The sequence below is a fragment of the Chryseobacterium lactis genome (assembly GCF_003815875.1).
Taxonomy (GTDB): Bacteria; Bacteroidota; Bacteroidia; order Flavobacteriales; family Weeksellaceae; genus Chryseobacterium; species Chryseobacterium lactis.
In genome coordinates, this window is sequence record NZ_CP033924.1 from 1,833,514 (window position 1) to 1,853,993 (window position 20,480).

At 35.6% G+C, this 20,480-nt stretch carries 33 protein-coding genes; 32 read left to right on the top strand and 1 reads right to left on the bottom strand.

Annotated features, from left to right (window positions below; translation table 11 throughout):
• Window position 1 precedes the first annotated feature (1 nt).
• From rpsS to rplQ, 24 genes are all read left to right on the top strand, one after another.
• Entirely contained in the window at window positions 2-280 is a 279-nt protein-coding gene (gene rpsS / locus EG342_RS07870; protein ID WP_034702850.1) for a 30S ribosomal protein S19, read from the top strand.
• Between the two features lie 2 nt (window positions 281-282).
• Window positions 283-681 carry a 50S ribosomal protein L22 gene (rplV, locus tag EG342_RS07875; protein ID WP_103289182.1) on the top strand — a complete coding sequence of 133 codons (399 nt, stop codon included), beginning with the start codon at window positions 283-285 and terminating at the stop codon, window positions 679-681.
• A gap of 7 nt (window positions 682-688) precedes the next feature.
• Entirely contained in the window at window positions 689-1,438 is a 750-nt protein-coding gene (rpsC, locus tag EG342_RS07880) for a 30S ribosomal protein S3 (RefSeq protein ID WP_076353263.1), read from the top strand.
• 98 nt (window positions 1,439-1,536) lie between these two features.
• Window positions 1,537-1,962, top strand: coding sequence for a 50S ribosomal protein L16 (gene rplP / locus EG342_RS07885; RefSeq protein ID WP_002983219.1), 426 nt, complete (start codon window positions 1,537-1,539; stop codon window positions 1,960-1,962).
• A 12-nt stretch (window positions 1,963-1,974) separates the two neighbouring features.
• Window positions 1,975-2,160 (top strand): 50S ribosomal protein L29, encoded by a 186-nt coding sequence (gene rpmC / locus EG342_RS07890; RefSeq protein WP_027371716.1) that lies wholly within the window; start codon window positions 1,975-1,977, stop codon window positions 2,158-2,160.
• A 12-nt stretch (window positions 2,161-2,172) separates the two neighbouring features.
• Entirely contained in the window at window positions 2,173-2,427 is a 255-nt protein-coding gene (gene rpsQ, locus EG342_RS07895) for a 30S ribosomal protein S17 (RefSeq protein WP_027387210.1), read from the top strand.
• A gap of 2 nt (window positions 2,428-2,429) precedes the next feature.
• A complete protein-coding gene (gene rplN / locus EG342_RS07900) occupies window positions 2,430-2,798 on the top strand; it encodes a 50S ribosomal protein L14 (protein WP_002983226.1) in 369 nt (122 codons plus the stop codon).
• Window positions 2,799-2,819: 21 nt separating this feature from the next.
• Window positions 2,820-3,146, top strand: coding sequence for a 50S ribosomal protein L24 (rplX, locus tag EG342_RS07905; RefSeq protein WP_103289183.1), 327 nt, complete (start codon window positions 2,820-2,822; stop codon window positions 3,144-3,146).
• An 11-nt stretch (window positions 3,147-3,157) separates the two neighbouring features.
• Complete coding sequence (gene rplE, locus EG342_RS07910; RefSeq protein ID WP_103289184.1) at window positions 3,158-3,709, top strand: 50S ribosomal protein L5; 552 nt, start codon at window positions 3,158-3,160, stop codon at window positions 3,707-3,709.
• A 3-nt stretch (window positions 3,710-3,712) separates the two neighbouring features.
• The gene (rpsN, locus tag EG342_RS07915; protein WP_076353267.1) at window positions 3,713-3,982 is read left to right on the top strand and encodes a 30S ribosomal protein S14; all 270 of its coding nucleotides are present in this window, start codon (window positions 3,713-3,715) and stop codon (window positions 3,980-3,982) included.
• Between the two features lie 146 nt (window positions 3,983-4,128).
• Window positions 4,129-4,527 carry a 30S ribosomal protein S8 gene (rpsH, locus tag EG342_RS07920; protein WP_047376575.1) on the top strand — a complete coding sequence of 133 codons (399 nt, stop codon included), beginning with the start codon at window positions 4,129-4,131 and terminating at the stop codon, window positions 4,525-4,527.
• Window positions 4,528-4,544: 17 nt separating this feature from the next.
• Window positions 4,545-5,090 (top strand): 50S ribosomal protein L6, encoded by a 546-nt coding sequence (gene rplF, locus EG342_RS07925; RefSeq protein WP_103289185.1) that lies wholly within the window; start codon window positions 4,545-4,547, stop codon window positions 5,088-5,090.
• A gap of 15 nt (window positions 5,091-5,105) precedes the next feature.
• On the top strand, window positions 5,106-5,459 hold the full coding sequence (gene rplR / locus EG342_RS07930) for a 50S ribosomal protein L18 (RefSeq protein ID WP_034694689.1): 354 nt from the start codon (window positions 5,106-5,108) through the stop codon (window positions 5,457-5,459).
• 19 nt (window positions 5,460-5,478) lie between these two features.
• The gene (gene rpsE, locus EG342_RS07935) at window positions 5,479-6,000 is read left to right on the top strand and encodes a 30S ribosomal protein S5 (RefSeq protein ID WP_047376577.1); all 522 of its coding nucleotides are present in this window, start codon (window positions 5,479-5,481) and stop codon (window positions 5,998-6,000) included.
• Window positions 6,001-6,010: 10 nt separating this feature from the next.
• Window positions 6,011-6,187 carry a 50S ribosomal protein L30 gene (gene rpmD / locus EG342_RS07940; protein WP_047376578.1) on the top strand — a complete coding sequence of 59 codons (177 nt, stop codon included), beginning with the start codon at window positions 6,011-6,013 and terminating at the stop codon, window positions 6,185-6,187.
• A 21-nt stretch (window positions 6,188-6,208) separates the two neighbouring features.
• Window positions 6,209-6,658, top strand: coding sequence for a 50S ribosomal protein L15 (gene rplO, locus EG342_RS07945; RefSeq protein ID WP_089734597.1), 450 nt, complete (start codon window positions 6,209-6,211; stop codon window positions 6,656-6,658).
• 9 nt (window positions 6,659-6,667) lie between these two features.
• A complete protein-coding gene (gene secY, locus EG342_RS07950; RefSeq protein ID WP_103289186.1) occupies window positions 6,668-8,047 on the top strand; it encodes a preprotein translocase subunit SecY in 1,380 nt (459 codons plus the stop codon).
• A 3-nt stretch (window positions 8,048-8,050) separates the two neighbouring features.
• Window positions 8,051-8,266, top strand: a complete 216-nt coding sequence (gene infA, locus EG342_RS07955; RefSeq protein ID WP_034684855.1) for a translation initiation factor IF-1 — start codon at window positions 8,051-8,053, stop codon at window positions 8,264-8,266.
• Window positions 8,267-8,328: 62 nt separating this feature from the next.
• Window positions 8,329-8,445, top strand: coding sequence for a 50S ribosomal protein L36 (rpmJ, locus tag EG342_RS07960; protein WP_007839480.1), 117 nt, complete (start codon window positions 8,329-8,331; stop codon window positions 8,443-8,445).
• Window positions 8,446-8,454: 9 nt separating this feature from the next.
• Window positions 8,455-8,832 (top strand): 30S ribosomal protein S13, encoded by a 378-nt coding sequence (gene rpsM, locus EG342_RS07965; protein WP_002983260.1) that lies wholly within the window; start codon window positions 8,455-8,457, stop codon window positions 8,830-8,832.
• A gap of 12 nt (window positions 8,833-8,844) precedes the next feature.
• Window positions 8,845-9,234: a 30S ribosomal protein S11 gene (gene rpsK / locus EG342_RS07970; protein ID WP_034694697.1), complete on the top strand. Its 390-nt coding sequence runs from the start codon at window positions 8,845-8,847 to the stop codon at window positions 9,232-9,234.
• Between the two features lie 19 nt (window positions 9,235-9,253).
• A complete protein-coding gene (rpsD, locus tag EG342_RS07975) occupies window positions 9,254-9,862 on the top strand; it encodes a 30S ribosomal protein S4 (protein ID WP_047096812.1) in 609 nt (202 codons plus the stop codon).
• A gap of 33 nt (window positions 9,863-9,895) precedes the next feature.
• Window positions 9,896-10,891: a DNA-directed RNA polymerase subunit alpha gene (locus tag EG342_RS07980; protein ID WP_103289187.1), complete on the top strand. Its 996-nt coding sequence runs from the start codon at window positions 9,896-9,898 to the stop codon at window positions 10,889-10,891.
• A 6-nt stretch (window positions 10,892-10,897) separates the two neighbouring features.
• Window positions 10,898-11,419, top strand: a complete 522-nt coding sequence (gene rplQ / locus EG342_RS07985; RefSeq protein WP_103289188.1) for a 50S ribosomal protein L17 — start codon at window positions 10,898-10,900, stop codon at window positions 11,417-11,419.
• 104 nt (window positions 11,420-11,523) lie between these two features.
• Here the strand turns inward: rplQ and EG342_RS07990 are convergent, their stop codons facing one another.
• Window positions 11,524-11,961 (bottom strand): hypothetical protein, encoded by a 438-nt coding sequence (locus EG342_RS07990; RefSeq protein ID WP_103289189.1) that lies wholly within the window; start codon window positions 11,959-11,961, stop codon window positions 11,524-11,526.
• Window positions 11,962-12,028: 67 nt separating this feature from the next.
• Between EG342_RS07990 and EG342_RS07995 the strand changes: the two genes are divergently transcribed.
• From EG342_RS07995 to eno, 8 genes are all read left to right on the top strand, one after another.
• On the top strand, window positions 12,029-13,888 hold the full coding sequence (locus tag EG342_RS07995; RefSeq protein ID WP_103289190.1) for a glycoside hydrolase family 35 protein: 1,860 nt from the start codon (window positions 12,029-12,031) through the stop codon (window positions 13,886-13,888).
• Window positions 13,889-14,072: 184 nt separating this feature from the next.
• Window positions 14,073-14,705, top strand: a complete 633-nt coding sequence (locus EG342_RS08000; protein WP_103289191.1) for a response regulator — start codon at window positions 14,073-14,075, stop codon at window positions 14,703-14,705.
• Window positions 14,706-14,711: 6 nt separating this feature from the next.
• The gene (locus tag EG342_RS08005; protein ID WP_103289192.1) at window positions 14,712-15,488 is read left to right on the top strand and encodes a hypothetical protein; all 777 of its coding nucleotides are present in this window, start codon (window positions 14,712-14,714) and stop codon (window positions 15,486-15,488) included.
• Between the two features lie 604 nt (window positions 15,489-16,092).
• A complete protein-coding gene (locus tag EG342_RS08010; RefSeq protein WP_103289194.1) occupies window positions 16,093-16,881 on the top strand; it encodes a sensor histidine kinase in 789 nt (262 codons plus the stop codon).
• Between the two features lie 115 nt (window positions 16,882-16,996).
• A complete protein-coding gene (locus EG342_RS08015) occupies window positions 16,997-17,323 on the top strand; it encodes a hypothetical protein (RefSeq protein WP_103289195.1) in 327 nt (108 codons plus the stop codon).
• Window positions 17,324-17,344: 21 nt separating this feature from the next.
• The gene (locus tag EG342_RS08020; protein WP_103289196.1) at window positions 17,345-17,725 is read left to right on the top strand and encodes a hypothetical protein; all 381 of its coding nucleotides are present in this window, start codon (window positions 17,345-17,347) and stop codon (window positions 17,723-17,725) included.
• Window positions 17,726-17,731: 6 nt separating this feature from the next.
• Entirely contained in the window at window positions 17,732-18,970 is a 1,239-nt protein-coding gene (locus EG342_RS08025) for a hypothetical protein (protein WP_103289197.1), read from the top strand.
• A 183-nt stretch (window positions 18,971-19,153) separates the two neighbouring features.
• Window positions 19,154-20,446 (top strand): phosphopyruvate hydratase, encoded by a 1,293-nt coding sequence (gene eno, locus EG342_RS08030; protein WP_103289198.1) that lies wholly within the window; start codon window positions 19,154-19,156, stop codon window positions 20,444-20,446.
• Window positions 20,447-20,480 lie beyond the last annotated feature (34 nt).

Sequence of the window (20,480 nt, forward strand, 5' to 3'; positions counted from 1 at the left end):
TATGGCAAGATCACTTAAAAAAGGACCATTCATTCATCATACTTTAGATAAGAAGGTTCAGACAAACATAGAGTCTGGTAAGAAGACAGTTATTAAAACTTGGTCTAGAGCATCAATGATTTCTCCAGACTTCGTAGGACAAACTATTGCAGTACACAACGGGAAATCTTTTATCCCAGTTTATGTTACAGAAAACATGGTTGGTCACAAGCTAGGCGAATTTTCTCCAACAAGATCTTTCAGAGGTCATGGTGGTAACAAAAACAAAGGAAGCAGATAATCATGGGATCAAGAAAAAGAGAAAGTGCATTAGCACGTAAATTAACAAATCAAGATGTAGTAAAAGCATTACATAATGATTGCCCGTCTTCTCCAAGAAAAATGAGATTAGTAGCTGATATCATTAGAGGAGTAGAAGTAGACAAAGCTTTATACATTCTAAAATATTCTAAGAAAGACGCATCTAACAAGTTAGAAAAAGTATTGCTTTCAGCTATGGCTAACTGGCAAACTAAAAACGAAGGTGCTGATATTGAAGAAGCAAATCTTATCGTTAAAGAAATTTTTGTAGACAGTGCAAGACAATTGAAGAGACTGAGACCAGCTCCACAAGGTAGAGGGTACAGAATCAGAAAAAGATCAAACCACATTACACTAATCTTAGGTAAAAAAGAAAATTAATCAAGGTATGGGACAGAAGACAAATCCAATTGGTAATAGATTAGGTATCATCAGAGGATGGGATTCTAACTGGTTTGGTGGGAACGATTATGGAGACAGAATCGCTGAAGACTACAAAATCAGAAGATACCTTGAGGCTAGATTATCTAAAGGTGGTATTTCAAAAATTTATATTGAAAGAACATTAAAATTAGTAACAGTTACAATTACTACTGCTAGACCGGGACTTATCATCGGTAAAGGAGGTCAGGAAGTTGATAAATTGAAAGAAGAATTGAAGAAACTTACAGGTAAGGATATTCAAATCAACATCTTCGAAATCAAAAGACCTGAATTAGACGCTGTACTAGTTGCTGATAGTATTTCTAAGCAAATTGAAAACAGAATTTCTTACAGAAGAGCTGTTAAAATGGCAATGGCAAGTACTATGAGAATGGGTGCTGAAGGTATCAAAGTTCAGATCTCTGGTAGATTAAACGGAGCTGAGATGGCAAGAAGCGAATCTTTCAAAGACGGAAGAATCCCATTGTCAACTTTCAGAGCAGATATCGATTACCACTGGGCAGAAGCTCACACTACTTACGGTAGATTAGGTGTAAAAGTTTGGATCATGAAAGGTGAAGTTTATGGTAAAAGAGAACTTTCTCCACTAGTGGGACAACAGAAAAAAGGAGGTCAGTCAGACAGAGGAAACAGAGGAGGAGACAGAGACAACAGAAGACCTAGAAAAAACAACAACAATAACAATAATAATTAAAAATTTTAGATAGAAATTTTGAATTTTAAATTACCGTTACTTTTTTAAAATTAAAAAAAATCTAAAATCTAAAATCTAAAATCTAAAATTTAGAAATTATGTTACAACCAAAAAGAACCAAATTCCGTAGAGTTCACAAGATGAAGATGAAGGGGAATGCCCAAAGAGGTAGTCAACTTGCATACGGAACATTTGGGATCAAAGCAACGGAAGGAGCTTGGATCACTGCTAGACAGATTGAAGCAGCTCGTATCGCTGCGACAAGATATATGAAGAGAGAAGGTCAACTATGGATCAAAATCTTCCCGGATAAGCCAATTACTAAAAAACCAGCGGAAGTACGTATGGGTAAAGGTAAGGGTGCTGTTGAATACTGGGTAGCTGTAGTAAAGCCAGGTAAAATTATGTTCGAAGTAGGAGGTGTTCCTTACGAAGTAGCGAAAGAAGCTCTTAGACTTGCGGCACAAAAATTACCAGTAGTTACTAAATTCATCGTTGCTAACGATTTTGTTAAACCTCTATAATCTTTGAATACAATGAAAAATGCTGATATTAAAAATTTAAGCGCGGGTGATATTCAAGCTCAATTAACTGAAGCAAAAGCTCAATATTCTAAATTGAAATTGGCTCATGCAATCAGCCCAATTGAAAACCCGATTCAAATCAAAGATTTGAGAAGAACAATCGCAAGACTAAACACTGAGTTAACTAACAAACAATAATTTCATTTTACAATGGATAGAAATTTAAGAAAAGAAAGAATCGGAGTGGTTTCCAGCAATAAAATGGAAAAAACTATTGTTGTTAGTGAAACTACAAGAGTAAAGCACCCGATGTACGGTAAATTCGTTTTGAAAACGAAAAAATATACTGCACACGACGAGAACAACGAATGCACAGAAGGTGATACAGTTTTGATCCAAGAAACTAGACCTATGAGCAAGAGCAAGAGATGGAGATTAGTAAGAATCATTGAAAAAGCTAAGTAATAATGTTACAAACAGAATCAAGATTAAAAGTTGCTGATAACACAGGTGCAAAAGAAGTACTAGTTATCAGAGTTCTGGGAGGAACCAGAAGAAGATATGCTTCAGTTGGTGATAAAATCGTTGTTACTATCAAGGATTCTACACCATCAGGAAACGCTAAGAAAGGTCAGGTATCTAAAGCTGTAGTAGTAAGAACTAAAAAAGCAGTAAGAAGAAAAGATGGTTCATACATCAAATTCGACGACAATGCTTGTGTATTACTAAACGCAGCGGGAGAAATGAGAGGAACTCGTGTTTTCGGACCGGTTGCTCGTGAGTTGAGAGACAAAGAATATATGAAAATCATTTCATTAGCTCCTGAAGTACTTTAATTTTTAAAATTTTTAAAAGAAATGTCAAAGTTAAAAATAAAAAGAGGAGATAACGTAATCATTACTACTGGTAAGAAAGATATCAAAGGTAAAACTGGTGAAGTTATTGAAGTGATTAAGAAAGAAGGGAGAGACCCTAGAGTAATCGTAGCAGGACTTAACATCGTTAAAAAACACGTTAAGCCTTCAGCTGCAAATCCTCAAGGAGGAATTACTGAAAAAGAAGCTTCTATTCATATCTCAAACGTAGCTTTAGTTGATAAAGACGGAAAAGCTATCAAAATCGGTTACAAAATCGAAGGAGATACGAAAGTAAGAATCAACAAAAAAACGGGTGAAACTTTATAATTTGAATTAACATGGAATTTATAGCAAGACCCAAAAAAATATACAAAGAGACAATTGTTCCTGCAATGATGGAAGAATTCGGGTACAAGTCAGTAATGCAAGTACCTAGATTAGAGAAAATCGTTGTATCACAAGGTTTAGGAGATGCTACTGCAGATAAGAAAATTATTGATTATGCTGTAGAAGAATTGACAAACATCACAGGTCAGAAAGCAGTAGGTACAATCTCTAAGAAAGATGAAGCTGCATTCAAACTAAGAAAAGGAATGCCTGTAGGTGCAAAGGTAACTTTGAGAGCTCACAGAATGTATGAGTTCTTAGACAGACTTACTTCTTCTGCTTTACCACGTATCAGAGATTTCTCTGGTATCAAAGCAGATGGTTTCGATGGTAGAGGTAACTACAACTTAGGTATTACTGAGCAAATTATCTTCCCTGAAATCGTAATTGACAAAGTGAAAAAAATCCAAGGGATGGACATCACTTTCGTTACAACTGCGAAGACAGATAAAGAAGCTAAAGCATTATTAACTCACTTCGGTTTACCATTTAAAAAGAACTAAGAAATGGCTAAAGAATCAATGAAAGCGCGTGAGCGCAAAAGAGAAGCACTTGTTGCTAAATACGCTGACAAAAGAAAAGCTTTAAAAGAAGCTGGTGATTATGAAGGACTTCAGAAATTACCTAAAAATGCTTCTCCTGTAAGATTACACAACAGATGTAAACTAACAGGTAGACCAAGAGGATACATGAGAACGTTCGGTCTTTCCAGAGTAACTTTCAGAGAAATGGCAAACAACGGTCTTATCCCAGGTGTAAGAAAAGCTAGTTGGTAATAATTACTAATTAAAAATCGGGACAATTAAGTTGTCTAGATACTAAAGAAAAAAAATATCAGACCGAAGATTTCTGAAGTCTGATATTTTAATCTTCAAGTCTTTTCAATACTGATTGTCTTTAACCAATAATTTATAAAAGAAAAATGGTAACAGATCCAATTTCAGATTTCCTAACAAGAGTAAGGAACGCACAAAGCGCAGGCCACAAAGTGGTGGAAATTCCTGCATCGAAAATCAAAAAGGAGATTACTAAGATCTTATTTGATCAAGGGTATATCTTAAACTTCAAGTTTGAAGATAACGCTGTTCAAGGAGTGATCAAAATCGCTTTAAAGTACGATAAGCAAACCAACAAACCGGCTATCAAGTCTATCCAAAGAGCTTCTAGACCAGGTTTGAGACAGTACAAAGGTTCTACTGAACTTCCAAGAGTACTAAACGGTTTGGGTATTTCTATCATCTCTACTTCTAAAGGAGTAATGACTGACAAGAAAGCTAGAGAAGAGAAAGTAGGCGGTGAAGTAATCTGCTATGTTTATTAATTTTTAATCAGAGGAAAATGTCAAGAATTGGTAAAGCAATTATAACAATTCCAGCAGGAGTTACAATCACTGAAAATAACGGTGTAGTAACTGTAAAAGGTCCAAAAGGAGAACTTTCTCAGGAACTTACAGCAGGAATTACTTTAGAGCAAAAAGATGGTGAGCTTAATGTAAACAGACCATCTGATGCGAAACAACACAAAGCGCTTCACGGTTTATACAGAGCGTTAATCAACAACATGATTGTTGGTGTAAATACAGGTTTCGAAAAGAAACTAGAACTAGTAGGGGTAGGATACAGAGCTTCTCACACAGGTCAAAAACTTGAGTTAGCTTTAGGATTCTCTCACGGTATCGTATTAGAACTTCCAAGTGAAGTAAAAGTTGATACATTGACTGAAAAAGGTAAAAACCCAATTATTACTTTAGCGTCTCACGACAAGCAACTTCTAGGAATGGTTACTGCAAAGATCCGTTCTTTCAGAAAGCCTGAGCCATACAAAGGAAAAGGTGTAAGATTCGTAGGAGAAATTGTTAGACGTAAAGCTGGTAAATCTGCTTAATAAATTATAAGTATTATGGCATTAAGTAAATTAGAAAAAAGAATAAGAATAAAAAGAAGAGTAAGAGGGAAAATCTCTGGATCTTCTGAATTGCCAAGATTATCTGTATACAAAAGTAATAAGGAAATTTACGCTCAGTTAATCGACGATAAAAATGGTAAAACTTTAGCATCAGCTTCTTCTAGAGAAAAAGGTGTAGACGCTAAAGGTACTAAGACTGAAGTTTCTGCTGCTGTTGGTAAAGCTATCGCTGCTAAAGCTATCGCTGCAGGAATTGAAAGTATTGTATTTGACAGAAACGGTTTCGTATATCATGGTAGAGTGAAAGCTCTAGCTGATGGTGCGAGAGAAGGTGGACTTAAATTCTAATCATTAAATTTCGGAAAATATGTTAGGACTAGATAATATAGAAAGAGTAAAACCGGGAGGATTAGAATTAAAAGATCGTCTCGTAGCTGTTAACAGAGTAACAAAAGTAACAAAGGGAGGTAGAGCTTTCGGATTTTCTGCTATTGTTGTAGTAGGAAACGAAGAAGGTATTATTGGTTTCGGTTTAGGAAAATCTAAAGAGGTTGCTTCTGCAATTGCTAAAGCAGTTGAAGACGCTAAGAAAAACCTTGTGAAAGTTCCTGTAATGAACCATACTATCCCTCACCAAACTACTGCTAGATACGGTGGTGCAGATATCTTCTTAAGACCTGCTTCTCACGGTACAGGACTTATCGCCGGTGGTGCGGTAAGAGCGGTATTGGAATCAGCTGGTATTCACGATATCCTTTCAAAATCTAAAGGATCTTCTAACCCTCACAACGTGGTGAAAGCTACTTTCAAAGCGTTATTGGATATCAGAAGACCTGAAGAGATCGCTAGAATGAGAGGTATTTCTCTAAGTAAAGTGTTTAACGGTTAATAAATAAGCAATGGCAACAATTAAAGTAAAACAAGTAAGAAGCGCTATTGGTAGAACAAAAACCCAAAAGAGAACGCTTGAAGCATTAGGATTAAAAAAACTTCACCAAGTTGTAGAACATGAAGCTACTCCTTCTATCTTAGGAATGGTAGCTGCAGTGAGCCACTTACTTGAAGTTCAAAAATAATTTTATAAAAGAGAAATTAAAATGAATTTAAATAACATACAACCTGCAGCAGGATCTACTTTCAACTCAAAGAGAATTGGTAGAGGTCAAGGTACAGGAAAAGGAGGTACTTCAACAAAAGGACACAAAGGTCAGAAAGCTAGAGCTGGTTATTCTCAGAAGATCGGTTTCGAAGGGGGTCAGATGCCTTTACAAAGAAGATTACCGAAATTCGGATTCAAAAACGTAAACAGAAAAGAGTTTAGAGGGGTGAACCTTGATACTATTCAGACTTTAATCGAGAACAAATCCATCACTGGAGAAATCACGAAAGAAGTTTTAGTAGCAAACGGGATCGTTTCTAAAAACGAATTAGTGAAAATTATGGGTAGAGGAGAATTGAAATCAGCGGTTTCAATCTCTGCTGACAAATTCACTAAATCTGCTGAAGAGCTTATTGCTAAGGCAGGTGGAAAAGCAATTACCTTATAATACTTACTAATGAAAGAATTTATACAAACACTTAAAAATATTTGGAGTCTTAAAGAATTGAGAGATAAAATTCTCTTCACTTTAGGTATTATCCTTGTGTATAGATTCGCATCTTATATCTCACTTCCCGCAATTAACCTTGCAGAGGTGGGAGATCTCTTAGAGCATTATAAAAATCAAGGCGGTAACAAGCAAGGAGCAGGTCTCCTTGGCTTGCTTTCGTCGTTTACGGGGGGAGCTTTCAGCCACGCTTCCGTAATGGCGTTAGGAATCATGCCTTATATTTCTGCTTCTATTATTGTTCAGTTGATGGGGATGGCTATTCCTTATCTTCAGAAGCTTCAGAAAGATGGAGAGTCAGGTAGAAATACATTGAACCAAATTACAAGATGGTTAACGATCGGGGTTTGTCTGGTACAGGCACCTTCTTACTTAACTTCTATTACTCAATTATTCTTACCGTATGCTCAGTTCCAATCTGCATATTTTGTAGAACCAAATTCGATTATGTTCTGGTTACCAAGTATTGTAATCTTGGTGGGTGGTTCAGTATTCGCGATGTGGTTAGGTGAAAAGATTACCGATAAGGGAATCGGAAATGGTATCTCTATCCTTATTATGGTGGGGATTCTTTCAAGATTACCTGAGGCATTCGTACAGGAGATGGCCGTGCAGAACGGAAAAGGAGGAATGGGATCTATCATGATCCTTATCGAAGTATTATTCTGGATGGTAGTTGTTCTTTTAGCAGTGATTTTATCAGTTGCTGTTAGAAAAATTCCTATTCAGTATGTAAGCAGAGCTCAAGCAAGAGGAGGTGTAAACAAGAATCTTATGCAGGGCGCAAGACAATGGATTCCATTGAAAGTAAATGCTGCTGGTGTAATGCCGATTATCTTTGCCCAGGCATTGATGTTCGTACCAGGATTATTAACAAAATTCGATGAGTCCAACACTTTTCTTGCAGGTTTCAAGAATGTTTTTAGCTGGCAGTACAATGTATTGTTTGCGCTATTAATTATTATCTTCTCGTTTTTCTATACTGCAATTACAATTCCGGTGAACCAAATGGCTGATGATTTGAAGAGAAATGGAGGTTTAGTACCGAAAGTAAGACCCGGAAAAGAGACAGCAGATTACCTAGATGATATTTTATCAAAAATTACCTTGCCAGGTGCAATTTTTTTATCTATCTTTGCAGTCCTTCCAGCAATTGTGCATGGAAGCTTTGTTCAGACAGATGCGTTTGCCCTATTTTTCGGGGGAACGTCACTATTAATTATGGTAGGTGTAATTTTAGATACTGTTCAACAGATTAATACATATCTGCTGAATCATCACTATGATGGCTTAATGCAGTCTAAACTGTCTAGAACGACTGGATATTAATTTATGGCAAAACAAAAACATATTGAACAAGACGGCGTTATAACGGAAGCACTTTCGAACGCTCAGTTCCGTGTTGAACTTGAAAATGGGCATATTCTTATTGCTCATATTTCTGGTAAAATGCGAATGCACTATATTAAACTTTTACCTGGTGATAAGGTAAAACTAGAAATGTCTCCCTATGATTTAACGAAAGGGAGGATCACATTTAGATATTAAAACAATTAGCCAAATGGAATGATCATTCCATTTGGCATTTGTAAAAAATAAATACTATCAAAATGAAAGTAAGAGCATCAATTAAAAAAAGAAGCGCTGATTGCAAAATTGTACGCAGAAAAGGTGTGCTATTCGTAATCAACAAGAAGAACCCAAAATTTAAACAAAGACAAGGTTAACATTAAATTATGGCGAGAATTGCAGGTATTGATTTACCAAAAAACAAAAGAGGTGTTATCGGTTTAACTTACATCTATGGAGTAGGAAGAAGTACTTCTTCTGAAATCCTTAAAGCTGCCGGTATCAGCGAAGACAAGAAAGTCAACGAATGGAATGACGATGAATTGGCTGCAATCAGAACCTATATCTCTGAAAACGTAAAAGTAGAAGGAGAATTAAGATCTGAAGTGCAATTGAACATCAAGAGATTGATGGACATAGGATGCCAACGAGGAATACGTCACAGACTTGGATTACCTTTAAGAGGCCAGAGAACGAAAAACAACTCTAGAACACGTAAAGGGAAGAGAAAAACTGTTGCTAACAAGAAAAAAGCTAGTAAATAATCGTTAGGAATTATGGCAAAACAAACTAAAGTAGTTAAAAAAAGAAAAGTAAAAGTTGAAGCTATTGGTGAAGCTCATATTCAAGCTTCTTTCAATAACATCATCATTTCTTTAACAAATAAAAACGGAGAGGTTATCTCTTGGGCTTCTGCCGGTAAAATGGGATTCAGAGGTTCTAAAAAGAATACTCCATTTGCTGCTCAAATGGCAGCTGAAAATTGCTCTGCTGTAGCTCACGAAGCTGGTTTAAGAAGAGTAAAGGTGTTTGTGAAAGGTCCAGGTGCAGGTAGAGAATCTGCTATCAGATCTATCCACAATTCAGGAATTGAAGTTTCAGAAATCGTTGACGTGACTCCTATGCCACACAACGGATGTAGACCACCAAAAAGAAGAAGAGTTTAATTTTTAGAATTTACCCATTATGGCAAGATATATTGGACCTAAAACTAAGATTGCTAGAAAGTTTGGTGCTGCAATCTACGGAGATGATAAGAACTTCGAAAAGAGAAAAAACCAACCGCCAGGACAACACGGTCCTAACAAAAGAAGAGGTGCTAAAAAATCAGAATATGCAGTTCAGTTAGCTGAAAAACAAAAAGCTAAATATACTTACGGTATTTTAGAAAGACAGTTTGCTAACTTATTTGAAAAAGCACACAGAAGCAAAGGAGTAACAGGGGAAGTTCTATTACAACTTTGTGAATCAAGATTGGATAACGTAGTATACAGATTAGGTTTTGCTAAAACTAGATCAGGTGCTAGACAATTAGTTTCTCACAGACACATCACTGTGAACGGAGAAATTCTTAATATCCCTTCTTACTTGGTAAAAGCTGGTGATGTAATCACTGTAAGAGAAAAGTCTAAGTCTCTTGAAGTTGTTACCAATGCATTGGCTTCTAAGTCAAACTATGAGTGGTTACAATTCAACGATGAGAAGAAAGAAGGTACCTTCATTTCTGCTCCTGAAAGAATCCAAATTCCGGAGGACATTAAGGAGAACCTTATCGTCGAACTTTACTCTAAATAATTTTTTAATCAAATTTTTGCTCAACCCAATAATATGGCAATTTTACAATTCATAAAACCCGATAAAGTAATTTTACTTAACTCTGATGAATTTAAAGGTCAATTTGAATTCAGACCTTTAGAACCAGGTTTCGGGCTTACAATCGGTAATGCTTTGAGAAGAGTGTTGCTTTCTTCTCTGGAAGGATATGCTATTTCATCTATCAAAATAGAAGGTGTAGAGCACGAATTTTCAACTATTCCAGGAGTAATCGAAGACGTTACCGAAATTATTCTTAACCTTAAGCAGGTTAGATTAAAAGCTTTAGCAGAAGGCCAGGCTAACGAGCAGGTTGTTGCTAAAGTTTCAGGTCAAACGATTATTACTGCTGGTGATTTAGGAAAATCAATGAACGGATTCGAGGTTCTTAACCCGGAATTAGTGATTTGTAACCTAAATACTGATGTAACTTTCGAAATTACTTTCAATATTGAAAAAGGTAGAGGATATGTTCCTTCAGAACAAAATAAGTCAAACAATGCACCTGTAGGTACTATTGCTATTGACTCTATTTTCACGCCGATCAAGAAAGTACAGTATAGCATTGAAAATTATCGTGTAGAGCAAAAAACAGACTACGAAAAACTTGTATTAGATATAGAAACTGACGGGTCTATCAGCCCTCAGAATGCTTTAACAGAAGCTTCTAAGATATTAATTTATCACTTCATGTTGTTCTCTGATGAGAGAATCACTCTTGAAACTGAAGCTGTAAAAGCATCTATCCAATATGATGAGGAAACTCTTCACACAAGACAATTACTTAAGTCTAAATTAGCAGATATGGATCTTTCTGTAAGAGCCCTTAACTGTCTGAAAGCAGCTGAAGTAGAAACTCTTGGAGAATTGGTTTCTTACAGTAAGTCTGATTTGATGAAATTCAGAAATTTTGGTAAAAAATCTTTGACAGAACTAGAAGAATTAGTGCATTCAAAAGGTCTTAACTTCGGTTTCGACGTTGCAAAATATAAGTTAGACGCTGATAAATAATTAATAATGAGACACGGTAAAAAATTCAATCACTTAGGAAGAACTTCATCTCACAGAAGTGCGATGCTTTCTAATATGGCTTGTTCTCTAATTGAGCATAAAAGAATCAACACTACTGTAGCTAAAGCGAAAGCTTTAAGAGTATATGTTGAGCCTCTATTAACAAAAGCAAAAGAAGATACTACACACAACAGAAGAGTAGTATTCTCTTACCTTCAAAATAAATTTGCGGTTGCTGAATTATTCAGAACTGTAGCTCCTAAAATCGCTGAAAGAAACGGTGGTTATACAAGAATCATTAAGACAGGTTTCAGACCAGGTGATGCTGCTGATATGGCTCTTATCGAATTGGTAGATTTCAACGAGCTTTACAACCCTAATGCTGAAGAGAAAAAAGCTACAAGAAGAAGCAGAAGATCAACTGCTGCACCTAAAAAAGCTGAAGCTGTAGTAGCTGAAGCTCCTGCAGTAGAAGAAAAAGTAGAAGAAGCTAAAGCTGATACTACTGAAGAAAAAACTGAAGAATAATATTCATTCAGATATCAATAGAAAACCATCCGGACTCCGGATGGTTTTTTTTGTTTTGTAAACGATATTATTTCGAATTGTGAAATTGAATGTGTTGAACCTTGTTAGATCTTCGTTCTCTTCAACTCGATAATATTATTCCCTTGCTCCAGATGAAGGCTATCACCTTTTACTCTTGCGGTCATATCATCTTTCTTATAGACAGTTTCGCCCCCCTTGCTTTCTACTTTAGGCAAAGTAAATGTTTTCTTGTTACTGGTAATCGCTACCGTACTTTCTTTAGGATCATTTTTAAAAATAACCTTTACCAGAGTTCCATCTGTTGCTTTATAAACGAAATCAGTTTTTTCGTATTTTTTACCATTGACGTCTACAATGGTTGAACTTTCACTTAGTGAATCAACTTTTCCGTTTTTATCAGTAACAATCGTTGTTGAACTGTCTGTTTTTATGATGCCAGTATTTCCACCTTCAGTTGATTTTTTACAGCTAACTGCCGTTAAAAGAAGTATGGCATTTAGCATTAAGAGACTTTTTTTCATGATTCTTTAAGTTTGATATTATGCTTAATTTTTATTCTTTACATTTACAAAAATCATGCCTTGTAATATGAGAAAAATTAGTAAATATGTATTCGTAATCCTTTTTATTTCGTCAATTAATCTGATGTTTTCACAAAAAGGAAATTTTGCAATTAAGGACGGCCAGTTTTTGTTAAATGGAAAAGCCTTTACCATTTATTCCGGAGAAATGCATTACCCAAGAATTCCTTCTCAATATTGGAAACACCGGCTGCAGATGATGAAAGCAATGGGGTTAAATACGGTGACTACTTATGTGTTCTGGAATTATCATGAAGAGTCACCCGGTAAATGGAATTTTTCCGGTGAAAAAGATTTAAAAAGGTTTATAAAAACGGCTCAGGAGGTAGGTTTATATGTAATCATCCGTCCCGGGCCTTACGTATGTGCCGAGTGGGAATTTGGCGGTTATCCATGGTGGTTGCAAAAAGATAAAAGTGTAGTGATCAGAACAGATAATGAGGCCTTTCTAAAGCAATGTGAAAACTACATCAATCAATTGGCTCGGCAAATTGTTCCACTGGAAATTAATAATGGAGGTCCGGTTATTATGGTTCAGGCTGAAAATGAATTTGGGTCTTATGTAAGTCAACGGCCGGATATTCCTTTAGAACAACATAGAAAATATAGTCATAAAATCAAAGACCTTCTTGTAAAATCCGGGATTTCTGTCCCGTTTTTCACTTCAGACGGGAGCTATCTTTTTAAAGGAGGAGCTATCGACGGAGTATTGCCGACAGCAAATGGAGAAGGAAATATTGAAACATTAAAGAAAAGTGTCAATGAATACAATGGAGGAAAGGGACCTTATATGGTTGCAGAATATTATCCGGGATGGCTGGATCATTGGGCAGAACCCTTTGTGAAAGTTTCCGCTGAAGATGTGGTGAAACAAACTGAAATCTATATCAAGAATGGAGTGTCATTTAATTATTATATGATCCACGGAGGAACCAACTTCGGATTTACCAGTGGAGCCAATTATGATAAAGACCACGATATCCAGCCAGATATTACCAGTTATGATTACGATGCTCCGATTAGTGAGGCAGGATGGGCAACACCCAAATACAATGCGTTAAGGAATGTCTTCCTGAAGATTAACCAAAATCAACTTCCGGAGGTGCCGAAACCGACGAAAGTAATTACTATTCCTGATATTAAATTCTCGAAAATGAATAGTTTGTTTGATTGGCTTGAACAGAAAAAACCGATCATGAATGTTCAACCTCTCACATTTGAAGATCTGAATATCGGAAACGGATACGTATTGTACAGAAGAAAGTTTGACAAAGCGCAAAAAGGAACATTAGAAATAAAAGGACTGAGAGATTATGCCAATATTTATGTAAATGGAAACTGGAAAGGAGAACTTAACAGAATCAACAAGAAATACAATCTTGAAATTGAGATCAAATCCGGAGACCAACTGGATATTCTGGTGGAGAATATGGGAAGAATTAATTATGGGGCAGACATTATCCACAATTTAAAAGGAATTATCAGCCCGGTAAAAATCAATGGGGATGAAATTTCCGGGAACTGGCAAATGTTTCCAATGACTTTTGATGAGTTTCCAAAACATAATTACACCTCAAAGAATATTGCCAACCATTCACCGGTAATCCAGGAAGCAGAATTTAATCTCGGAGAAACGGGAGATACTTTTCTTGATATGAGAAATTTCGGAAAAGGAATTGTTTTTATCAATGGTAAAAATCTCGGAAGATACTGGAGCAAGGCAGGCCCTCAGCAAACATTATATGTTCCGGGTGTGTGGTTAAAAAAAGGAAAGAATACCATCCAGATTTTTGAACAGATTTTTGAAGGGAAAACTTCTGTCAACAGTATTGATCATCCTATTTTGGATCAACTGGTGAGTAAATAGGCAGGGATTTTAATTAATATGTTAAAATTTATTTAAAATAAACATGATTTTGAAATAATAAATTGATTAAATTTAATAGAGTTAAAACGCAAACCATAACCTGAAACTTAAACCTCAATATTACACAAAAGTGTAATTGTTTTCGACGTGTTTTCTGTTGAAATTTGCTTCAAACAAAAAAGACATGAGCATTTCCATTGCCATAGTAGAAGACGAAAAAAACTACAACAATGCGTTGAAGAAAGTGATCAATTACCAAAAGGATATGAAAGTAATTGCTCAGTTCTTTGATGGGAAGGATGCTATGGACAATCTTTCCGCTATGGCTCCGGATGTTGTAATGATGGATATTCAGCTGCAGGATATGCTGGGCATCGAAATTATAGAAAAGTTGCGAAAAGAGATGCCGGATACACAATTTATCATGTGTACCAGCTTTGAAGATGATGATAAAATTTTTAACTCTTTAAAAGCCGGTGCTATGGGCTATCTCGTTAAAGGAGAAAGTATGGAAAAGATCCTTTCCTCCATCCGTGACGTTTATAACGGCGGTGCACCAATGAGCTTTTCTATTGCCCGAAAAGTCCTCCAGCACTTTGAAAAAAAAATCCCCGAAATCAAAGGTTTTGATGAACTGACAGAACGCGAAAAGGAAATCCTAGAACTTCTTGCGCAGGGACTGCTGTACAAAGAAATTGCCGATAAAAAATTCATCAGCATCGACACCGTAAAAAAACATGTCGGAAATATCTACAGAAAACTTCACGTCAGTAACAAAGTGGAGGCAATAAATAAACTTAACCAATCTAAAAACTAAGAAATCATGAATGAAAATTTAAACAAGCTGTTGGCAGCATTGCAAGCCTATCTCGACGCAGAAACACCGGATCGGGTAGATCACATCAGATCATCATTGACTGAGCTGGATTTTAGTAATTTCTTTGAAACGTATAATAAGATCTATTCTGGCCCCATTACCAATGCAAGAGCTGCGAAATTGAGAGGGAATTTAAAGAATCATAAAAGAATGGCGGATTTCCATTATGACTTTCAGATCAGGAAAAGTGTGATCCCGGAAATACTGGCTAAGTTTAAGACAGAACGTAAACTTGTATGGGATATTATTGAACTTCCGGCGGACAAAAAAGGAAACTCCATCATTACCTTTGCGCTCGGAGCTGAGGGAAGTGATGAAAGAATTCTTGTGCTGGATGTGGATCAGACAGAAGATATCACTAAAGATTTTCCGAGGTATCAACAAAATTTTGAAGAGTCTTCAGCAATAATATTTGATGAGTGCTTTGTACAAAATGGTTTCTCCAAAAAAAATACAAGAACAGTTTACGTCCAGAATGATGAATCTTTTACAAAATTATGCGAATCTGCATTGAATGGTAAAAATAACGAGCTGTTCCTGGAAACATGTATCGTCTCTTTCGACCTGATCGATCTTATAACCGGAGTTTCTCCTTATAATTTTTTCAACTGCGGACAGTTTTCTTTCTTTGAAAAAGTGACGGATGACAGTGGGAAAATAATTTTTTCTAACCTGACGATTGACCTCAATCAGGATGTAAACCCGACACGGCCTCCTTATTAAAATGCATAATGACTGATGTGAATATTTTATATCATGTCTACATATCTTTAGCCTTGATATGTTTAGTCATTTCATTAACTGCCAGAAATTATCCGAAAAAACTTTGGATCTATTTTCTGGCAGTTTTTGTCACGGATGTATATATGTATTATGGATATCCATATGTACAGTATAATATTCATGCAATCGCTATGGCTTTTTACAGCTTGTTTTTTCTTTGGTATTACAGAGAGGTTTTCAGCAGGCGGGTATTTAAAATGGTCTTTTCGATAGGCGTCCTGATATCAGTTATTTGTCTTTTTTCAATTTCTAATCCTTATGATATTAAAATAATAGGTTTGCTGATATCATCGTTTATTTCATTACCCCTTTTATGGTTTCACAAGGAAATAAAAGAGATCAACCAAAATAAGATTACAGACAAGAATTTATTCTGGGTAAGTTCCGGAATGATTATGTGGGTTACTTTCTTTATTTTTAAAATGATTCCGCTGTATTTTTTGTATACCGAAGATCGTAGATTTCTTCTGGAAATAGATTTAATATTTCAATACGTCAATATTATTTTTTATTTCATTCTATTAAAATCATTATTTTGTAAGGTATGAATGCTATTCCCAATGAAATAAAACTTACTTACATTATTGCAATATTTATAATGATGTTTTTTGTGGGCTTTATTATTTTCGTTGTATTAATGTATAACAGGAAACAGGTCTTATATCAGAAAGAACAGCAACTCAAGGAAGCCGAATACCACAATCAACTTCTCCAGAAAGAACTTGAAACACAGAAATCTATAGAACTTGAAAGACAAAGGATATCTCATGATATGCATGACGATCTGGGAGCGGGTATTTCCGCATTGAAACTTCAGGCAGAATTTTTAAAACAAAAAGCAGAAGATGACGATTTACAGAGCGATATTGATGAACTTCTGAAAACTTCAGAAGAAATGAATATATCCATGCGGGAAATGCTTTGGAGCCTGAATTCCGGTAATGATTCCTTAGGTAGTTTTATCGAGTATGCCATAGTGTATACAGGAAATTTTTTAAAAAAGACACAGATAATCCTGCATTCAGAATGTGAAGATATTGTTGATGAAACTCCGATTTCCACGGAACTCCGGCGTAATCTTTTTTTATGTTTAAAAGAAGCAGTGAATAATGTGTACAAACACAGTCGGGCCAATACCACGAAACTATCTTTTTCTCAAGAAAAAAATACCTTTTCGATGATCATTTCAGATAATGGAATTGGAATTCCAGATGGTCAACCGGAAGGGAACGGTCTCCGGAATATGAAAAGAAGGATGAAGGAATTGAATGGTGAATGCAGGGTCCTATCGCAGGATTCTTCAACAGTTCTGGAATTCGAAGTAAGATTATAAAACTACAAGACAGTATCATTCATGGTGCTGTTTTGTCGTTTTTATAATCACCCTTTTGTGTAATTGACCGGCGTGTTTTTTAGTGGGAAATTTGATATATAAAAAACAAATAGCCATGAAAACTTTAATTAACGATAGTATCGAAGATCTGGAAGCTGCCATAAAAAGCAATATCGATCTTCAGGAAAAATTTAAAATAAATCCTGTAGATGCTATAAGACAAGTGGAAATTAGAAATCCCAAAGATACCGATTACTGGATCTACAGGATCATTGTACTTATGCTTGGTCTGGCCATTATTGCCATCATTGCCGGCTTGATCCTTCTTTCTGTTCATAGCAAAGAAAAACCAGATAGCCAGCTGGTAACAATTTTTGCCACCATTTCCTCAGGAGCGATAGGTGCCCTGGCCGGCCTGTTATCGCCTTCACCTAGAAAATAAATAACCTTTAAACATATAATCATGAAAACTTTAACCAAAAGATCAGTTAAAACGTTTAAGTTAACTGAAGAGAATATCGATTATGTTTTGGTAATCAATATATCTTCCGAAGCTCAGCTAAATACGAATGTGAGATATTTTTTAGATGATAATGATTTGTATGACGGATCTGAGAATGAAATACAAGTAAACGTCATGAAGGGCAGAAGGCTCCGAATTCGTCATCTCTTTGATTTTAACGGTATTAATGCAAATGTTTTAGATAATGCAATGCAGCATACTAATATAACATATACTTTGATGGGACAGAAAAGTAAGGTGTTTCCTTTTGCTAATAATACACAGGCTGATTTGGATTCTATGGGAAGAATTGTCATCGTGAAAGTAATCACTATAAAATAAAATATCATGAAAAAAATATTTTTTGTGCTGTTGACTTTTATTGCTCTACATGGTTATAGATCACAAGCCAGCACTGCCAAAGAAAAAGAGGTAGCAGTTGAACTTAAAGAACTTGCTATTTCAAACCCGCCATCAGTTATTTTGCTTGGAATTTCTCCTTCGGAATTAGAAACTCCAAAATCAAAAAAGGCTATTGTTTTAAGCTTAGTAAACTCATTTAAAAAAAGTGAAGGAATTCCTGATGCTTATGCTTTTGAAATCACTCCGTACTGGTTGCTTCCTTCAAAAAATATGAATTCACTAAAATATGCCGGGTTTAAAGAATATAATGGAAAAATATATAAACAAAATATTTTTACAGAAATTAAAAAGAGTTCAGTTTCATTAGGATTTGTTAGAGACCTTGTATTAAATGCGGATGATGATATCAAAAATCCTGCATTTTCAATCAGTGCAAGAGGTACTTTTATCAGGATCAGAACTCAGGATAATCTTAAAAATATAGTAAAAGAGGATTCTGCAAAAAAAGCCAGATTAAAATTGATAAGCATGTATTTAAGTGGGGAAGAAAGAAAAGAAGAAGGTAAAAAGATTGAACAAAAATGCATTGATGATCATTTGAATGATGCTGATTGTGAGAAATTACTAACAGAACTTTCAAAAAAATTATTGAAAAAGTATGATGAAAACGTAAAAGAAGCGAACAAAGTAGATTATTACAGAAATTTACTGGAAGCGCCACCCCTTTTTTCTGTCGATTTTGCCGGTGGTTACAGTACTTTTTTCTCTGACAATAAATTTTCAAATAACCATTTCGGAAAACTGGGATTTTGGTTAACGCTTAATACCGGATTTGATTTTACAAAAAAAGATAAACCGGATGCTGAAAAGACCCTGAATTTCTATGGAATTGTAAGATTCTTAGATGACGGAACAAATTTAGATGACAATCGGCAGTTCTTGAGATCTAAAAATTATGATTTCGGTGGGAAAGCTGAATTTACTTACAAAAGATTTTCTATCTCTTATGAGTATATCTATCGTATTAATGATCTTGATAAAACATTTCGATCCAGTGGTTTGATTGCCTATAAGGTTTCGGACAAAGTATATATCAATGCCGCATTTGGGAAAAATTACGGCGAAAAAGATAATCTGATTTCCTTTTTAGGTCTTAACTGGGGGATAGACTCAGAAAAGAAGAGTGTTTTTGTAAATACTCCCGATGAAAAGAAGATTCAATAGATATTTTTTAGAAAACCTGTTTTGAGATCACATCGAAATAGGTTTTTTTATTGTTTCAAACTTAGACTTATCATAATATAAATTAACTAAAATTTAACTTCGAATTATATCAAAAAAATCCCGCTGGAATGCCCTTAAAAGTTAAATTTTAATTAAATTTGTCTAAACTAAAAAAAATAAAAAATGAGTGCAATTTCTTATATAGAAGCAAGACAGATTTTAGATTCCAGAGGTAATCCTACAATCGAAGTGGATGTATTCACAGAAAGCGGAGCAATGGGCCGTGCTGCTGTTCCTTCAGGAGCATCTACAGGAGAACATGAAGCCGTAGAATTACGTGACGGAGGTTCAGAATACCAAGGGAAAGGGGTTTTGAAAGCTGTTGAAAATGTAAAAGAAATAATTGCAGAGAATTTAGTTGGCCAGCCGGTTTTCGAACAAAATTATATTGATCAGATTATGATTGATCTTGACGGGACGGCTAATAAAGGAAATTTAGGTGCTAATGCAATTCTAGGGGTTTCTTTAGCTGTAGCAAAAGCTGCTGCGGCAGAATTAGGAATGCCTTTATACAAATATGTTGGTGGTGTAAATGCAAACACACTTCCTGTTCCAATGATGAATGTAATTAATGGTGGATCTCACTCAGATGCTCCTATCGCATTCCAGGAATTTATGATCATGCCGGTAAAAGCAGATTCTTTCTCTCATGCTTTGAGAAAAGGAACTGAAATTTTCCACAACTTAAAGTCTATCCTTAAAGGAAGAGGTCTTTCTACGGCTGTAGGTGACGAAGGTGGTTTTGCACCAACGTTCAATGGAACTGAAGATGCTTTGGATACTTTACTTCAGGCTATCGAAAAAGCAGGATATAAGCCTGGCGACGACATTATGTTGGCGTTAGACTGTGCTGCTTCAGAATTCTACAAAGACGGAACTTACGATTACAGAAAATTTGAAGGAGACAAAGGTGCTCACAGATCAAGAGAAGAACAGGTTTCTTACCTTGCAGAATTAGCTGCTAAATATCCAATCATCTCTATCGAAGACGGTATGCAGGAAGATGACTGGGAAGGTTGGAAAATGTTGACGGATAAAATCGGTGACAGAGTTCAATTGGTAGGTGACGATTTATTCGTAACCAACGTAGAAAGATTATCAAGAGGAGTAAAAGAAGGTATTGCGAATTCAATCCTTGTAAAAGTAAACCAGATTGGTTCTCTTTCTGAAACAATGGCAGCTGTACAAATGGCTCAGAACAACAAATTCACTTCAGTAATGTCTCACAGATCAGGAGAAACTGAAGATGCTACCATTGCTGATTTAGCAGTAGCAATGAACTGTGGACAAATCAAAACAGGTTCAGCTTCAAGATCAGACAGAATGGCAAAATACAACCAGCTGTTGAGAATCGAGGAAGCGTTAGGTGAAACTGCAATTTTCCCAGGTTTAGAAGCATTTAAAATTAAAAGATAATTGAATTTATAAATAACGGCAAGCGATAATTTTT

Excerpts from the sequence above, each read along its gene's own strand:
- rpsS (WP_034702850.1), top strand. The coding sequence starts at position 2 with ATGGCAAGATCACTTAAAAAAGGACCATTCATTCATCATACTTTAGAT.
- rplV (WP_103289182.1), top strand. The coding sequence starts at position 283 with ATGGGATCAAGAAAAAGAGAAAGTGCATTAGCACGTAAATTAACAAAT.
- rpsC (WP_076353263.1), top strand. The coding sequence starts at position 689 with ATGGGACAGAAGACAAATCCAATTGGTAATAGATTAGGTATCATCAGA.
- rplP (WP_002983219.1), top strand. The coding sequence starts at position 1,537 with ATGTTACAACCAAAAAGAACCAAATTCCGTAGAGTTCACAAGATGAAG.
- rpmC (WP_027371716.1), top strand. The coding sequence starts at position 1,975 with ATGAAAAATGCTGATATTAAAAATTTAAGCGCGGGTGATATTCAAGCT.
- rpsQ (WP_027387210.1), top strand. The coding sequence starts at position 2,173 with ATGGATAGAAATTTAAGAAAAGAAAGAATCGGAGTGGTTTCCAGCAAT.
- rplN (WP_002983226.1), top strand. The coding sequence starts at position 2,430 with ATGTTACAAACAGAATCAAGATTAAAAGTTGCTGATAACACAGGTGCA.
- rplX (WP_103289183.1), top strand. The coding sequence starts at position 2,820 with ATGTCAAAGTTAAAAATAAAAAGAGGAGATAACGTAATCATTACTACT.
- rplE (WP_103289184.1), top strand. The coding sequence starts at position 3,158 with ATGGAATTTATAGCAAGACCCAAAAAAATATACAAAGAGACAATTGTT.
- rpsN (WP_076353267.1), top strand. The coding sequence starts at position 3,713 with ATGGCTAAAGAATCAATGAAAGCGCGTGAGCGCAAAAGAGAAGCACTT.
- rpsH (WP_047376575.1), top strand. The coding sequence starts at position 4,129 with ATGGTAACAGATCCAATTTCAGATTTCCTAACAAGAGTAAGGAACGCA.
- rplF (WP_103289185.1), top strand. The coding sequence starts at position 4,545 with ATGTCAAGAATTGGTAAAGCAATTATAACAATTCCAGCAGGAGTTACA.
- rplR (WP_034694689.1), top strand. The coding sequence starts at position 5,106 with ATGGCATTAAGTAAATTAGAAAAAAGAATAAGAATAAAAAGAAGAGTA.
- rpsE (WP_047376577.1), top strand. The coding sequence starts at position 5,479 with ATGTTAGGACTAGATAATATAGAAAGAGTAAAACCGGGAGGATTAGAA.
- rpmD (WP_047376578.1), top strand. The coding sequence starts at position 6,011 with ATGGCAACAATTAAAGTAAAACAAGTAAGAAGCGCTATTGGTAGAACA.
- rplO (WP_089734597.1), top strand. The coding sequence starts at position 6,209 with ATGAATTTAAATAACATACAACCTGCAGCAGGATCTACTTTCAACTCA.
- secY (WP_103289186.1), top strand. The coding sequence starts at position 6,668 with ATGAAAGAATTTATACAAACACTTAAAAATATTTGGAGTCTTAAAGAA.
- infA (WP_034684855.1), top strand. The coding sequence starts at position 8,051 with ATGGCAAAACAAAAACATATTGAACAAGACGGCGTTATAACGGAAGCA.
- rpmJ (WP_007839480.1), top strand. The coding sequence starts at position 8,329 with ATGAAAGTAAGAGCATCAATTAAAAAAAGAAGCGCTGATTGCAAAATT.
- rpsM (WP_002983260.1), top strand. The coding sequence starts at position 8,455 with ATGGCGAGAATTGCAGGTATTGATTTACCAAAAAACAAAAGAGGTGTT.
- rpsK (WP_034694697.1), top strand. The coding sequence starts at position 8,845 with ATGGCAAAACAAACTAAAGTAGTTAAAAAAAGAAAAGTAAAAGTTGAA.
- rpsD (WP_047096812.1), top strand. The coding sequence starts at position 9,254 with ATGGCAAGATATATTGGACCTAAAACTAAGATTGCTAGAAAGTTTGGT.
- EG342_RS07980 (WP_103289187.1), top strand. The coding sequence starts at position 9,896 with ATGGCAATTTTACAATTCATAAAACCCGATAAAGTAATTTTACTTAAC.
- rplQ (WP_103289188.1), top strand. The coding sequence starts at position 10,898 with ATGAGACACGGTAAAAAATTCAATCACTTAGGAAGAACTTCATCTCAC.
- EG342_RS07990 (WP_103289189.1), bottom strand. The coding sequence starts at position 11,961 with ATGAAAAAAAGTCTCTTAATGCTAAATGCCATACTTCTTTTAACGGCA.
- EG342_RS07995 (WP_103289190.1), top strand. The coding sequence starts at position 12,029 with ATGAGAAAAATTAGTAAATATGTATTCGTAATCCTTTTTATTTCGTCA.
- EG342_RS08000 (WP_103289191.1), top strand. The coding sequence starts at position 14,073 with ATGAGCATTTCCATTGCCATAGTAGAAGACGAAAAAAACTACAACAAT.
- EG342_RS08005 (WP_103289192.1), top strand. The coding sequence starts at position 14,712 with ATGAATGAAAATTTAAACAAGCTGTTGGCAGCATTGCAAGCCTATCTC.
- EG342_RS08010 (WP_103289194.1), top strand. The coding sequence starts at position 16,093 with ATGAATGCTATTCCCAATGAAATAAAACTTACTTACATTATTGCAATA.
- EG342_RS08015 (WP_103289195.1), top strand. The coding sequence starts at position 16,997 with ATGAAAACTTTAATTAACGATAGTATCGAAGATCTGGAAGCTGCCATA.
- EG342_RS08020 (WP_103289196.1), top strand. The coding sequence starts at position 17,345 with ATGAAAACTTTAACCAAAAGATCAGTTAAAACGTTTAAGTTAACTGAA.
- EG342_RS08025 (WP_103289197.1), top strand. The coding sequence starts at position 17,732 with ATGAAAAAAATATTTTTTGTGCTGTTGACTTTTATTGCTCTACATGGT.
- eno (WP_103289198.1), top strand. The coding sequence starts at position 19,154 with ATGAGTGCAATTTCTTATATAGAAGCAAGACAGATTTTAGATTCCAGA.